At 40.8% G+C, this 13,801-nt stretch carries 15 protein-coding genes and 1 tRNA gene; 12 read left to right on the forward strand and 4 right to left on the reverse strand.

Annotated features, from left to right (window positions below):
- Positions 1-295: 295 nt before the first annotated feature.
- The 8 genes from ACTH6U_RS06820 to ACTH6U_RS06855 all read left to right on the forward strand — a co-directional run bounded on the left by ACTH6U_RS06820 (position 296) and on the right by ACTH6U_RS06855 (position 6,581).
- Positions 296-1,168, forward strand: a complete 873-nt coding sequence (locus tag ACTH6U_RS06820) for a GTPase family protein (protein ID WP_441831877.1) — start codon at positions 296-298, stop codon at positions 1,166-1,168.
- 91 nt (positions 1,169-1,259) lie between these two features.
- On the forward strand, positions 1,260-1,685 hold the full coding sequence (locus ACTH6U_RS06825) for an antirestriction protein (protein ID WP_441831878.1): 426 nt from the start codon (positions 1,260-1,262) through the stop codon (positions 1,683-1,685).
- Between the two features lie 14 nt (positions 1,686-1,699).
- On the forward strand, positions 1,700-2,536 hold the full coding sequence (locus tag ACTH6U_RS06830) for a DUF932 domain-containing protein (protein WP_441831879.1): 837 nt from the start codon (positions 1,700-1,702) through the stop codon (positions 2,534-2,536).
- Between the two features lie 645 nt (positions 2,537-3,181).
- Positions 3,182-3,916, forward strand: a complete 735-nt coding sequence (locus tag ACTH6U_RS06835) for an outer membrane protein (RefSeq protein WP_441831880.1) — start codon at positions 3,182-3,184, stop codon at positions 3,914-3,916.
- A 77-nt stretch (positions 3,917-3,993) separates the two neighbouring features.
- Complete coding sequence (locus ACTH6U_RS06840; RefSeq protein ID WP_441831881.1) at positions 3,994-4,314, forward strand: hypothetical protein; 321 nt, start codon at positions 3,994-3,996, stop codon at positions 4,312-4,314.
- Between the two features lie 7 nt (positions 4,315-4,321).
- Positions 4,322-4,624, forward strand: a complete 303-nt coding sequence (locus ACTH6U_RS06845) for a hypothetical protein (protein WP_441831882.1) — start codon at positions 4,322-4,324, stop codon at positions 4,622-4,624.
- A gap of 36 nt (positions 4,625-4,660) precedes the next feature.
- A complete protein-coding gene (locus ACTH6U_RS06850; RefSeq protein WP_441831883.1) occupies positions 4,661-5,083 on the forward strand; it encodes a hypothetical protein in 423 nt (140 codons plus the stop codon).
- A 79-nt stretch (positions 5,084-5,162) separates the two neighbouring features.
- Positions 5,163-6,581 carry a hypothetical protein gene (locus ACTH6U_RS06855; RefSeq protein ID WP_441831884.1) on the forward strand — a complete coding sequence of 473 codons (1,419 nt, stop codon included), beginning with the start codon at positions 5,163-5,165 and terminating at the stop codon, positions 6,579-6,581.
- A 200-nt stretch (positions 6,582-6,781) separates the two neighbouring features.
- Here the strand turns inward: ACTH6U_RS06855 and ACTH6U_RS06860 are convergent.
- Positions 6,782-6,869 (reverse strand) — tRNA-Ser (locus ACTH6U_RS06860).
- Positions 6,870-7,051: 182 nt separating this feature from the next.
- Between ACTH6U_RS06860 and tusE the strand changes: the two genes are divergently transcribed.
- Positions 7,052-7,381, forward strand: coding sequence for a sulfurtransferase TusE (gene tusE / locus ACTH6U_RS06865; RefSeq protein ID WP_294107286.1), 330 nt, complete (start codon positions 7,052-7,054; stop codon positions 7,379-7,381).
- Positions 7,382-7,387: 6 nt separating this feature from the next.
- On the opposite strand, the gene ACTH6U_RS06870 is transcribed toward tusE, so the two are convergent.
- Positions 7,388-7,666, reverse strand: a complete 279-nt coding sequence (locus ACTH6U_RS06870; protein ID WP_434720017.1) for an acylphosphatase — start codon at positions 7,664-7,666, stop codon at positions 7,388-7,390.
- Between the two features lie 303 nt (positions 7,667-7,969).
- Between ACTH6U_RS06870 and hspQ the strand changes: the two genes are divergently transcribed.
- Entirely contained in the window at positions 7,970-8,290 is a 321-nt protein-coding gene (gene hspQ / locus ACTH6U_RS06875) for a heat shock protein HspQ (protein ID WP_294107288.1), read from the forward strand.
- Positions 8,291-8,384: 94 nt separating this feature from the next.
- Here the strand turns inward: hspQ and ACTH6U_RS06880 are convergent, their stop codons facing one another.
- Positions 8,385-8,798 (reverse strand): CoA-binding protein, encoded by a 414-nt coding sequence (locus ACTH6U_RS06880; protein WP_294107289.1) that lies wholly within the window; start codon positions 8,796-8,798, stop codon positions 8,385-8,387.
- Positions 8,799-8,910: 112 nt separating this feature from the next.
- Between ACTH6U_RS06880 and ACTH6U_RS06885 the strand changes: the two genes are divergently transcribed.
- On the forward strand, positions 8,911-9,369 hold the full coding sequence (locus tag ACTH6U_RS06885; RefSeq protein WP_294107290.1) for a methylglyoxal synthase: 459 nt from the start codon (positions 8,911-8,913) through the stop codon (positions 9,367-9,369).
- A gap of 57 nt (positions 9,370-9,426) precedes the next feature.
- Here ACTH6U_RS06885 and helD read toward each other — a convergent pair whose 3' ends face one another.
- Positions 9,427-11,481, reverse strand: coding sequence for a DNA helicase IV (gene helD / locus ACTH6U_RS06890; protein ID WP_441831885.1), 2,055 nt, complete (start codon positions 11,479-11,481; stop codon positions 9,427-9,429).
- Between the two features lie 123 nt (positions 11,482-11,604).
- Between helD and yccS the strand changes: the two genes are divergently transcribed.
- Positions 11,605-13,752, forward strand: a complete 2,148-nt coding sequence (gene yccS / locus ACTH6U_RS06895; RefSeq protein ID WP_441831886.1) for a YccS family putative transporter — start codon at positions 11,605-11,607, stop codon at positions 13,750-13,752.
- Positions 13,753-13,801 lie beyond the last annotated feature (49 nt).

The raw sequence follows: 13,801 nt of genomic DNA on the forward strand, positions 1-13,801 counted from the left end.
TTTGATAGCAGTCATATTTTAGGGGAAATAGACAATATTTGTCCGTCATTGAGCAGATGTCCATAGCCGCCTTTCACTCCCTCCGTCAGCTAGATAATCAACTGTTCAGCTTGGTGAGTAAGGGTGTAGAGCGTGCCCACCTCCAACCCCTTCAGCTACTTACCACTGATAATCAGCGGTGGGCTGGGGTTCGGTCGCTGCCGATCCTGTTTATACATCGGCATTATTACAAAAAATTTCAGATATATATTATTTTCTTGAATGACTGTTATTTTCTTTTATTTCAAGGAGTAATATGCCTCAGCACACACATTTTAAAACCCTCCTATCCGCTCTACCTCATTCATTTCAAAAATCTTTCTTCAACCAACTCAACCACCTAATCAACTACTCACCCTCCATTGGAATAATGGGCAAAACAGGAGCAGGAAAATCCAGCCTCATCAATGCCCTATTTCAATCCCCCTTATCGCCTGTCAGTAATATCTCTGGCTGCACACGCCAAGTCCAGCGCTTCAGTATGACTATGAACAGCCATACGCTCACCTTTATTGATTTACCCGGCGTGGGGGAAAGTCTTGAACGGGATAAAGAGTACCACCAGCTTTATCGCAACTTATTGCCGGAACTGGATTTAATTATATGGGTACTCAAAGCCGATGACAGAGCATGGTCTTCCGATGAACAGTGCTACCGCTTTCTGACTGAGCAATGTGGTTATCAACCTAACCGCTTTCTGTTTGTGCTAAACCAAGCCGACAAAATAGAGCCCTGCCGCCAATGGGATGTTAAGTGCCAACAGCCATCCCCTGAGCAAGCGACTAACTTGGTATTGAAGCAGCAAGCCGTGATAACCTCGTTTAAGCCGCATCACCCTGTGATGGTCGTGTCTGCGGTAGAAAACTATCAACTTACTGAGTTCGCAGAACAACTCATACAGACATTACCAGCACAAGCCAGTAGCGGTGTGGCTAGGCAACTGAACAGTACTTACCGGACGCTATCAGTGGAAGATTCCGCACGTAATGATTTTGGGCAATGTGTCAGTGATATTGTCGATACCTTGATAGACATCCTTCCGCTTCCATTACTGATAAAAAGTACGATTAGCACAGTCAAAAGCAGCATCATATCTGTCGCTAAATCAATGTGGAGCTGGTTCTTTTAACTCCTTAAGTTAATACATTATTTATCATAATCAGCGCCAGTCCTTAACGGGATTGGCGCTTTTTTATTTCTTTTTATTGGAGACTCAACTTATGAATAATACAACCGAATGCGCTATCACAATGACACTCATTCCTGATAAACAACGCCTTGATTTTTGGCTCAATCATTTTGGTGGAGTGAAAGGCTGGACTACCTTTGAAGTGGTCATATTCACGACGATGGGACAGTTTTGCGATGATTATCATGGAGGCTGGTGGGAGTATTGCACGCTCTCCAATGGTGGTGTCTTTATCTATCCTGATGTTTCGGAAGAGGCTTTGACGCTGTTCAACATGCATAACGGGAATGAAGCCGAGGTCAGCTGTGAAGCCGCAGGGATTGTCGTTTGCCTTATTCTGTACAGCATCTGGTCATTTCAAACAGAAAGCGAAGTCATGTGCGACCGCTTTTATCAGTTACGTGAGTATGCATTACAGCATGCTGAAGCCACTGCCATTTTCCATTTAATTGATTAATCAGGAGTTTTACCATGAGCTTATTAGCGTCTCGTTTTTGTTCTGCCAACAGTATTCGTCGTGACCGCCCACTCACTATTGAAGAATTATTTCGCACTGTACCCAGTATCTTCTCCGAAGAAAAACACGTTTCACGCAGTGAAAAATACACTTACATCTCGACCGCCTCGCTGTTAGAAAGCCTGCAACGAGAAGGCTTCCAGCCCTTTTTTGCGTGTCAAACTCGCGTTCGAGATATCCGTCGTCGAGAGCACACCAAACATCTACTTCGATTACGCCGTCATGACCAAATCACGGGGAGCCAAGTCCCTGAAATCATCTTGCTCAATAGCCATGATGGCTCCAGCAGTTATCAAATGTTACCGGGCTTTTTTCGATACGTTTGTGCTAATGGGCTAGTTTGCGGAGACCGTTTTGGCGAAGTCAGAGTGCCACATAAAGGGAATGTGGTCGATAAAGTGATTGAAGGTGCTTACGAAGTGTTAGAGACCTTCGAGGCGATTGCCGATAAGCGTGAGCAAATGCAATCACTCATATTGCCCTTTTCAGCGCAACATATCTTTGCCCAAGCCGCGTTAACGTATCGTTATGGTGAAGAGCACCATCCCATCACCGAAGCCCAAGTATTACAACCTCGGCGCTTCGAAGATAAGAAAGATGATTTGTGGACAGTCTATCAACGTTTGCAAGAGAATTTAATTAAGGGGGGATTATCAGGCCGTACCGTAAAGGGTAAGCGTGCCCGCACGCGCTCCGTGAATGGGATTGATGGTGACATTAAACTCAATAAAGCCTTGTGGGTACTGACAGAGCAAATGCACTCGCATTTTGCCCACTGTGAAAAACGATGAACCACCAGAAGAGGTCATTGGGTTTATGACGAATAAGATGAATCTATCAGAACGACAGATACAAACAATGCGCAATGTGAAACTCAAATTCGGTCAACTCTGCAATAAAAGAACGTTACGCTCACTGGAGAGGAAAGGTTTACTTCGATGGCATCCCTCACAGAGTTGGATATTCACGGAATTAGGCTTTAGCCTCTATAATCAAATGCAGAAAAGTGATTGTTTTCTCGATATTAAATGATTAACCCAAAAGTCCACCGAGTTAGCGGATACCCCATTATTACACTCGATAACCGTATTTTTGCATTCGATAATAGTAGATAGTTCACGGAGGTTATTCTAAACACCTCATCCATCCTCTTCCCGTTTCATCAACCATCCATTAACGATTTTTCTTATTAGCCCCCAAAAGATGTTGATCGATTCCGCCGATCGATAAGGGCTTATTGATAGTTATGATCGATATTACCGATCGTATTTCATTTATTAATAGGTAAAACAGATCGATTAAGTTAAACTCTCTTACGCTAAATTGTCTTTATGTCAGTGATATCAAGGTGATTGAGTTAAATCGCTCACTCCCCCTCGCTGACATAACACAACTCAACCACACTTAATTTTATATTGCTTAAAAGGAAATCATTCATGAAAAAAGTACTTATTCTTTCAGCCCTGATGGGATGCGTTACGTTACCGGCATTCGCCAACACGGATGACAGTAAAACAGGACTCTACGTCACCGGTAAAATGGGGGCTTCGATTATACAGATGTCAGGCCAACAGTTTGTCTACAGTGGCTTTGCAGAGGCGGGGGATAATGGGACTAAAAATGGGGATAGCCACCGCACTGGCGTCTTTGGCGGTGGACTCGCTTTGGGTTATGACTTCGCCAGTCAGTTTGATATCCCTGTCCGGGCTGAATTGGAGTTCATAGCCCGAGATAAAGCCAACGCGACCTACAATATCCGTAACCGGGTTCGCAACGGCGTGACCCAAACGCGCGATATTAAAAACCAAGTTAAACTCAATACCTTGATGGTGAATGGGTATTACGACATCAAAAATAGCTCGGATTTCACGCCGTTTGTTTCTGTCGGACTGGGCTATGCGGCGGTTGACTTTAAAACTACGCGTGCCGATGCCAATAACCCGGGAATATCTGAGCATTATACAAACACACATACTGCCAACAACTTTGCATGGAGCGTCGGTGCTGGGGTGAATTACGCCATTAATAAAGATTGGGATATGGGTCTTAGCTATCGCTATTTAGATGCAGGAAAAGCGGATATCACGACAGCGGTTGGGGATGGTAAACACACGTCGAAAATCAAAGTGAAAACCAACGACATCCTGCTCGGTCTCACTTACCGTTTCTAACTTAAGCATTACCCTCAATTATCCTAGCCAACATGCTTTTCCGTGTTGGCTATTTTACATCCTAAAAAGGTCATTACATGAACCAACCTTATTTGATTAAATACCTGCTGATTGCTTTCGTGATTAGCGCCATTGTCGTGATTTATAATTGGATTTCCCCCACAGGTCATATTTACGGAATTTGGGCGGGCATTAAATTTTTCATGGTCATGGGGTTAGGCACAGGACTGGGCATGTTTATCGGTAATGCCATACGACTCGCTATCATGCCGGATTACATCACGACACGTGAAGGCGCGATAGGCCTGATACAGGCCAAACTCTTTTGGGCCATCGGTCCACAAGTTATTGGCTGGTTTGCAGGGCTTATCCCTGTGTACGCCTTCTTTTATGGCTAAAGACACAATGAAAACACTCACCCCATTTCGCTTATGCTCACTCCTCTTAAGCCTCTTATTGTTAGCCAGTTGTTCCGAGTCGCCTAAAGCGGTCTTTATGCATCAATGTGTTAACAACAGTAATGCCTTTAATAAACAAGAATGTGAGTGTGCATTCACACTTCTAAGTAAAAAGTTCCCCGAAGACAAACTGGCCCAATTCATGACGTCAAAAATCAATACGGCCCAATCATTAACCGAAGAGCAGCGTCAATACCTCGGTTATTCCGCCAAAGCGCTTCAATATTGTTCTCGACATCGTAGAGGTTAAATCAAGATGAAAAAAAGACTATTCGCCTGTTTTCTCATGGGCTACTCGCTAAGTGTATTCGCTATCCCCAATTATTGGTCGGCGACCTACGCACAAGGGTATATGGAGTACGGTATCAGTAATGATAAACACCTCAGTGTCATTATTGCCTGTAATGTTGCGGCCGATGATGAAGCCGATAATAGCGTTTACCTTTATCACGGCGAAAACCTTATCGATACGCACAATATCGCCTTCGTGATTAACGACGAAGCCTATTACATCCCCGAGCAAACCCAAACGCGCAGTGAAGGCAATATGTGGAACAGCTTTACCCGTGCTATCGCCGATGCCGATGAATTTGACGTCTATGTCAATGATAAACCGATTGGGCAATTTACCCCCAACTCTAAAAATAGGCTAAAGACTTTTACCGATTTTGATTGTGAACCTTTGCATTATCGTGACGTTCCTCACTAATTCCCCTTCCCCCCTATTTAAGTTTCTCTATCGGCTCAATCTTAATGAGCCGATCCAACCTTTATCAGAAGGACATTGCATGAAGAGTATCTGTGTATTTTTATTCCCTATTTCGTTCTTATTAACCGGTTGTGACAACGCAATACAACAGGTTAAAGATATGTCGTCCCCAGGTTTTAGCCAGTATACGTATCAACAACTCTTAGACCATCGGGATATCTGCCAATCCACTGCTTGGTCAACGGAAAATACGGTTCATCAACACGTCATTTATACCTGTGAACTCAAGAAAGGCAAAAGTTACTTCAATTACAGTGAAGAAGCACGACAGGCATTGTATGCAAAAGCCTATGAGCAAGAGACTCAATTTTTACAACAGCAAGCACAGTCAATACGGGATAATGCCAATGATCGCCTTAATCAATTAAGCACCGACGTTAAGCAGTTAGAAAAGTTACAGCAATATTCTGGTAATCTATTTGCCATCAAATCCCTATCCCCCATAGAGCAAGCGGTATTACAAGACGCATTCTCTTCTTATTATCAACAGAATAAAGATAGGCCAGAAATACAAAAGGTCATCTCAACACTGCCAAATCGTCATATCCCCCCAAATAGTACCATTCATAACCTGACGATAATCAATTTTGATCATTACCAACATTATCAAGAACTTTATTTGTATTTTCACTACCCAGAAGCAAAAACACGTATTCAGGAAATGCTTGATATGGCTAAATCCAGAATGTCATCACATTGTATTTCAGAGGAATTGGACAAGCAAAAAGCCATTTATAAAGAAAAAGTGAGGAATGATAAGGTGTTTCTAGATGCCAAAAAAGCACAATATATTAAGAGGGAAAGAGAGGGCTGTGAACGCTCAAGTGAGCGTTATATCCGATTTGATCCGAACCATTTAAAAACCTGTGAAAGTCGAATTAGCTTCCCTGAATATGAATGCGTTGATAGTGAATCGGCAAACCGTTATCAACAAGATATTGAAACACTGAGAAATAATGCAACAATGCATTGCGAAAAACCGATTATAGAAAAATGGCAAGCGTTTGATAGCACGTTAACAACCCTGAGCGATGCGATACTGAGTCTCAAAAATACAGTAATCGAACGTGAAACCACTGCACTCAAACAAAAAATGCAAGAATATCAGGAGAAACTCGATAACCTAGCACCAAAGAAACAAAATAAAGTGATCGACGCTCAAGCCAAATTAGCCGCTGAAAATGCCGTTAAATATTACCTTCAACAATATCCCGATAAAGGCGTTGAAAAAATTGTCTGGGAATTTAATAAAGGCACTAATAGTTACTTTTTAAAAGAGAAGCAATTGATTGCAGAAACAAAAGACGGTGAGGTTATCAGCATACAGCCTCTGGATATGAGCCAACTCATTGCGGGTTCATTGCGTAATATTGATAATGTAGATGATTACATGACAATGGGCGATCCATTTCGCCTTCCACCAATCTCAGCCCAATAATAAAAGTAGGATAACGAGATAGCCGAGGTCACTTTGCTATCAAGTTATCCTGATGAGCAAAGCACTAAAATACAGGGTAGCGTCCAATACAGACCAATATCATGGGAAGGAAACCAAAACATAATGGCATACTGGATGGCATACCAGCAAAACCTTAAAAGCAAAAACGCCATGCTAATCAATAGCATGGCGTCAAATAATGGCGGAGGAGGAGAGATTCGAACTCTCGGATGGTTTCCCATCGGCGGTTTTCAAGACCGCTGCCTTCAGCCGCTCGGCCACCCCTCCGCAATGACGAGCACTATAAACATCCTCGCATTCAATGTAAACCCCTAATTAAATCATTCGCCTTAAAAATAAACACTTAGCATACTGATGGGTGAAATTATCAACATTTATCACTTGCGCCTTGGGTTATGAGTCAATTTTTGCTAAATTTATGCTCTACTTTTGTTTGGATTGAAATAAGTATGTTGGTTTTTAACAATCAAGAAATTGAAACAGATGCGCAAGGCTATCTACTTGATAGCCAACAATGGAGCGAAGAATTAATCCCGCTTCTGGCTGAGCAAGAAAATATCGAGCTCACTAATGAACACTTAGAGATTATTCGCTTCGTTCGCGCTTTTTATTTAGAGTTTAATACCTCTCCAGCGATTCGGATGTTAGTAAAAGCCGTTTCACAAAAATTTGGTGAAGAAAAAGGAAATAGCCGCTATTTATATCGACTATTTCCAAAAGGACCGGCAAAACAAGCCACAAAACTTGCAGGTCTTCCTAAGCCAGTTAAGTGCATCTAATAAACGTTAATAGCGGACAGTAAAATCCGCTATTGCTTCTGTTTGCCAATCTTCACTAAAAAAATGGTCTATTTTTGCACCGGGCGGGCCCCCGGCTTTTAACCACTCATCCACAAAGTCTATATCCTGCTCATTTCCATAGATAGCTAACTTGACACTTCCATCGTCCCTATTACAAACAAAACCTTTTATGCCATTTTGATTCGCCCAATGATAGGTTTGATAACGAAAACCCACCTCTTGAACACGACCATAAATATAAAAATAGCGACCTGATACTGTCATAATAGTCTCCTGTATTAGAGCATAATATAGCGATACCTTCTTTTAGCAGTTGTCTTTTCTGGATTGAGCAGATAATCTAATTTCTGAGGCACTGCTTTTCATCGTAACGTATAAAGACAGTGTATTTAGCAGTTGTCTTTTCTGGATTGAGCAGATAATCTAATTTCTGAGGCACTGCTTTTCATCGTAACGTATAAAGACAGTGTATTGCGTTATTGATAATTGTCCATATATTAGCTTGAAAACGCGAAATACTGCCCATATATAGATTTAAAGTACAAGCAAGGCTTATAGGAGGTCGCTATGATGATCACCAGTAAATATGGAATCGGGCAACAAGTAAGACACAAACTTCTTGGTTATCTTGGGGTCGTTGTTGATGTGGACCCTGAATATTCGCTCGAACAACCACATGATGATGATATCGCATCTAACACTACGTTGCGCGATCTACCTTGGTATCATGTTGTTATGGAAGATGACAACGGAGATGCTGTTCATACCTATTTAGCGGAAGCTCAAATTACCTATGAAGCTTTTGGCGACCATCCGGAACAACCGTCAATGGATGAACTAGCAGAATCAATAAGATCGCAATTATTAGCACCGCGCTTACGCAACTAACTAACCTGTGGGTTGGTATCTAAAATTACTCGTCAATGATAAATAGTAAAGCAGTTGATCGAACTGCTTTACTTCATCATATGTTCAAAAAGTATTATTTCTCAAGACCTAATGCAGGAATTTCTTGTTTTGGGCATTTATCCATTACAAACTGCATTCCTGCTTGTAATGCAATTTGCTTAGCCTCTTCGCTAATAATCCCTTTTTGTAGCCACAATACTTTTGCATTCACGTCGACCGCTTCTTTTGCTACACCAACGGCCGCATCTGCGTTACGAAATACATCAACCATATCAATTTGTTGAGGGATGTCACTTAACTGAGCATATACTAACTGGCCTAATAAATATTGGCCTGCTAATTTAGGACTAACAGGTATAACGGTATAGCCTTGATGCAATAGGTATTCCATCACCTCATAACTTGGTCTATCTTCGCGGTCACTAGCACCCACTAAGGCAATTATATTTACATGCTTTAAAATTTCAGCAATTTCTTGATCTCTCATCAAAATATCTCCCAAAATCAGTAAACTATTCACCTACATTATGATATATCTTGTATCTAAATGCTCATTCGTTTTTAAAGGCGAAATCATGCCTTTTATTTAAGGGAATATCATGGAATCAACGACCCGTAAATTAGCCGAATCAAAAAATATCGCACTGGTTGCCCATGACCATTGTAAACCTTCCTTACTCGCTTGGTCCAAAAAAAATAGTGAACGACTTCAACTACATAAATTATTTGCGACAGGTACAACAGGGACTCTCATTAGCCAGCATACAGGTTTACAAGTCACTGGTATGCTTAGTGGCCCGATGGGAGGAGACCAACAAATTGGCGCAATGATTGCAGAACAAAGAATTGATTTGCTAATTTTCTTTTGGGACCCTCTAAACGCAGTCCCACATGATCCTGATGTAAAGGCACTTCTACGTTTAGCAACGGTATGGAATATTCCCGTTGCCACTAATGCAGCAACAGCAGATTTCCTTATCACATCACCTTATTTTGATAGCACAATTGATATCGTGATCCCCGATTATCAAAGCTATTTAAATAAACGAACAACTTAATTTTACGCCATACCCGTGCCGGATAACCTCCGGCACACGACTAAAAATCAAAATACATCATGGTTTTTTCTGTCTAGGTACGCCTAACTCGCGAAGATCTTCAACAAAATCAGAAGGATTTTCTGGATTATATAATAACCAAACTTGCTGCTTAGCACGAGTTAATGCCACATATAGCAATCGCCGTTCTTCCGCATGCTCAAACTCTTCAGGTTTTGGTAATAGAGCCTGTTCAATAATCGATTCCCTCGCAGGAGCAGGAAACCCATCCTTGCCTTGGTTTAAACCACAAATAATCACATGGTCCGCTTGCTGTCCTTTTGATGCATGAATAGTCATAAATTTAATATTCAGCTTTGGCCAACGCGTCTGTGCTTTGTTTAAAATCTCTGGCTTTAAATAATGATAACGAGCAAGAATTAATATCGTTTCATCATCAAGAACATAACCGCTCATTTTATCTAATAAACGCTCTAACGCATCTTCATGTAATAAAACTACCGACCTTTTATTACCTTTTGTGAGACTATTAAGGGGTTTATCTAATTGTGCAGGATTTTGTAAAATAAACTGATTCGCGATATCACCAATACGTTCATTAAATCGATACGTGGTATCTAAAGCGCAGCTATCACCTTCACCAAAATAATGCTGAAATGAGGTCGTTAAATTTAACTCAGCCCCACTAAAACGATAAATAGCCTGCCAATCATCGCCCACAGCAAATAATGCCGTTTGCTTATTTTGTTGACGTAGTGCTTGAAGCAATTTAGCTCTTAAAGGCGAAATATCTTGAAATTCATCGACTAAAATATGTTTCCAAGGGCTAATAAAACGTCCTTTTTCCAATAAGTTTATCGCCTGATGTATTAAACCTGAAAAATCGACTGCACCTTCCTCTTTCAAGGCACTTTTCCAGACCTTTAATAAAGGTGCCATCAATCGAATACGTTTTTGAAAAAGGTCTTTTATTTCTTCATCTGTATTTTCTATCATGTCCTTTTGGCTACCCCCATGCATTCGCATAAGGTTCAGCCAACGTTCTAAACGAGCACTGACTTTATAGCTAATTTTTTCATCATGCCAAAATTCACCTTCAGGAATTTGCCATTGTAATTCGTCTGATAGCCATTCACGCCAACCTTTGGCTTGCGCTTTTTTACTTGAACACTGCTCACGCCATTCATCTAATAGTAACGTCTGACGTTTTTGAGTGTCAGTTTCTAATTCACTAATCACCGGAGATTTATTACTACCTTCTCGGATAATCTGCAACGCTAAGGCATGAAATGTTTTTGCTACAATATTTTCTTGTTGAAGGCGTAACTGGATACGCTCATTCATCTCATCTGCCGCTTTACGACCAAAAGCAAGTAATAGTATTTGTTCTGGTTTCGCTAGCTCACGTTGTAATAACCATCCCGCTCTTGCCACCAAAACAGAGGTTTTGCCACTACCTGCCCCCGCAAGAACTAATACATTGTCTTCACCGTTAATAACTGACAGTGATTGAGAATAATTTAACGCAGAAGATTCCACATTTTGAAAAAAATCGGCATAGCGAGAAAGAACAGACTCACACCATTTTTCATTAATTTGAGTACGGCAGCGTTGACTCTGATTAAGCCATTTTTGACATAATTGATATTGAGAAAAACAATTTTGAAATGATGAAATACGTGCTAAAGGTAGTGGGAGCGACGAGAATTGTTGTGTAATTGACTCTCTAATTGCCGCTAAATTGCGTAAACTCAGCCAAGCATCCTGAGTTGTTTGCTGCAATATACGTTCTGCCAGTGAAGTTAACACCTCAGCACTCACCATACTCATTTCAGCGCTCCATTGCTGCCATTTTTCATTTAGATAATGATAAAAATGCTGAGTTTGCTTCCATTCTGTGCCATGCAAGCGCACCACTTGCTCACCAATGATTTCAAATTCTAATTCGCCCCATACAATCCCTCTTTTACACCGAATATCAATGAGTTCATTAAAAGGGATCATGTATTGGTGATTTTCACCACTGACTTCTATGCCTGCATTAAGTAAGCGAACCCGATTATAGGGATGCTGAGCCAGGCGCTGTCCAATCTGCGTCGATTTCAGTTCCATACGTCTTGCACCTGAATTAATCAATAATGAAAATAATGGCAGCTTGATTTCAAACGGTTTTTTATTATCGAGAAACAAGCTATCCTATATAAATTAGGGATTGTCTTACCTTTGAGGTATTTTGTGTTAACGCTGCTGACCAATTTTCGCCGTGTGCTTTATAACAGCCATATACTCTATTATATCCGAATCTTAATAGCGCTGACAGGAACAACATTAGTTCCATGGTTATTAGGTCAGGATCCTAAAGTCACGATCCCCCTTACATTGGGTGTTGTAGCCGCCGCATTAACTGACTTAGATGATAGGCTAACGGGCAGAATAAAAAATCTCATCATCACTTTATTTTGCTTTTTTATTGCATCAGTCTCAATTGAACTGTTATTCCCCTACCCCATCTTTTTCTTTTTCGGTCTCGCTTTTTCTACCTGTGCTTTTATTCTACTTGGCGCATTAGGGCAACGCTACGCAACTATCGCCTTTGGTGCCTTACTTATCGCCATTTATACCATGCTAGGTGTGCCCATTTTTGATACTTGGTATCAACAACCCGCCTTGTTGCTGACTGGTGCTATTTGGTACAATATTTTAACTTTGATAGGGCATCTTCTATTCCCTGTTAGACCATTGCAAGATGCCATTACTCAATGTTATCAGCAACTATCTGCCTATTTAGATGCTAAAGCCAACTTATTCGATCCCGATCTCGAAGATGACTACCAACAATCCGTCTATGATTTAGCACTGGTTAATGGCACCCTTGTTAGCACAATGAATCAGGCCAAAATTGTCCTACTCAGTAGGTTAAAAGGCGATAGAGGCCAAAAAGGCACACGAAATAGCCTCCATTATTACTTTGTTGCACAAGATATTCATGAACGAGCAAGCTCCTCACATGTCCAATATCAGCAATTAAGTCGTACATTGCGCCATTACGATATCTTATTTCGCTTTCAACGTTTACTCACCATGCAAGCAAGAGCCTGCCAACAGGTAGCTCAATCCGTATTATGGCGTAAACAGTACCAACATAATCCTCGCTTTGAACGGACTTTTGCTTACCTCGAAAATTCATTGCAATTATTAAAAGTACAATCACCTAATCTACATGAAATTAAAGCGTTGCATAATCTGCTTAATAATTTAAAGGGCATTGATATACAACTTAAAGGATTAGGTTTAGAACAAAGCTCATGGTTACAAAATGATAAACAAATTGAACAACTTTCTGACGAATCCCTTTCTGGTATTGGCGATATTATTGCGCGGGTAAAACATAATCTAACGCCTAAATCTTCACTTTTTCGCCATGCCGTCAGGATGTCAATACTGTTATGTACCGGCTATGCCATCATTCAATTGTTTGATATGGAACGTGGATACTGGATTTTGCTGACCAGTTTATTTGTCTGCCAGCCCAACTATAGCGCCACTAAACGACGTTTAGCGTTAAGGATCATCGGAACCATTGTCGGTATTTTGATTGGCTTGCCACTTCTCAATATCATTCCATCTATTGAGGGGCAACTTACGTTAATCGTCGTATCGGGATTACTGTTCTTTATGTTCCGTAGCAGCCAATATGCACAAGCCACCTTATTTATCACACTATTAGTTCTATTTTGTTTTAATTTATTAGGTGAAGGGTTTGATGTGGCATTACCAAGAATCATTGATACTGTCATCGGCTGTTTCATTGCATTACTTGCCGTTAGCTTTATTTGGCCAGACTGGAAGTTTCGCCAACTTCCACAAGTTATACAAAAGACAATGGAGAGCAACTGCCGCTACTTAGATGCAATCTTACAACAGTATTATCAAGGTAAAGATAATAGTCTTGAATACCGCATTGCTCGTCGTGATGCTCATAAGAATGATGCCGAATTTGCCTCTATTGTTTCTAATATGGCGACTGACCCAAAATCCTATCAAATTACGCAAGAACAAGCTTTTCGGCTACTTTGCTTAAATCATACTTTATTAAGCTATATTTCAGCACTTGGTGCACATCGCGAAAAAATGCCAAATAACGAAAATCTTACCTTATTAAACGATGCAGTTTGCTACGTAGAGTCTGCTATTCAAGTAACTCAACAGGATGAAACAATTGATGAAAAATCCGATCAATTACGTCAAAGCTTATTACAACGAATTGATAACACGTCCACCAGTGACGATGAAAAAACACAATTGATATTAGAGCAAACTAAATTGTTACTCGAACTTATTCCTGAAATTAAGCTCATGATAAAACAAATTAACGTATCTTAAACGTACTGATGAGCGGGCATTAAAATCCTATAGTGGCGTTTAATGCCCG

The sequence above is a fragment of the Providencia sp. genome (assembly GCF_052096715.1).
Lineage (GTDB): Bacteria > Pseudomonadota > Gammaproteobacteria > Enterobacterales > Enterobacteriaceae > Providencia.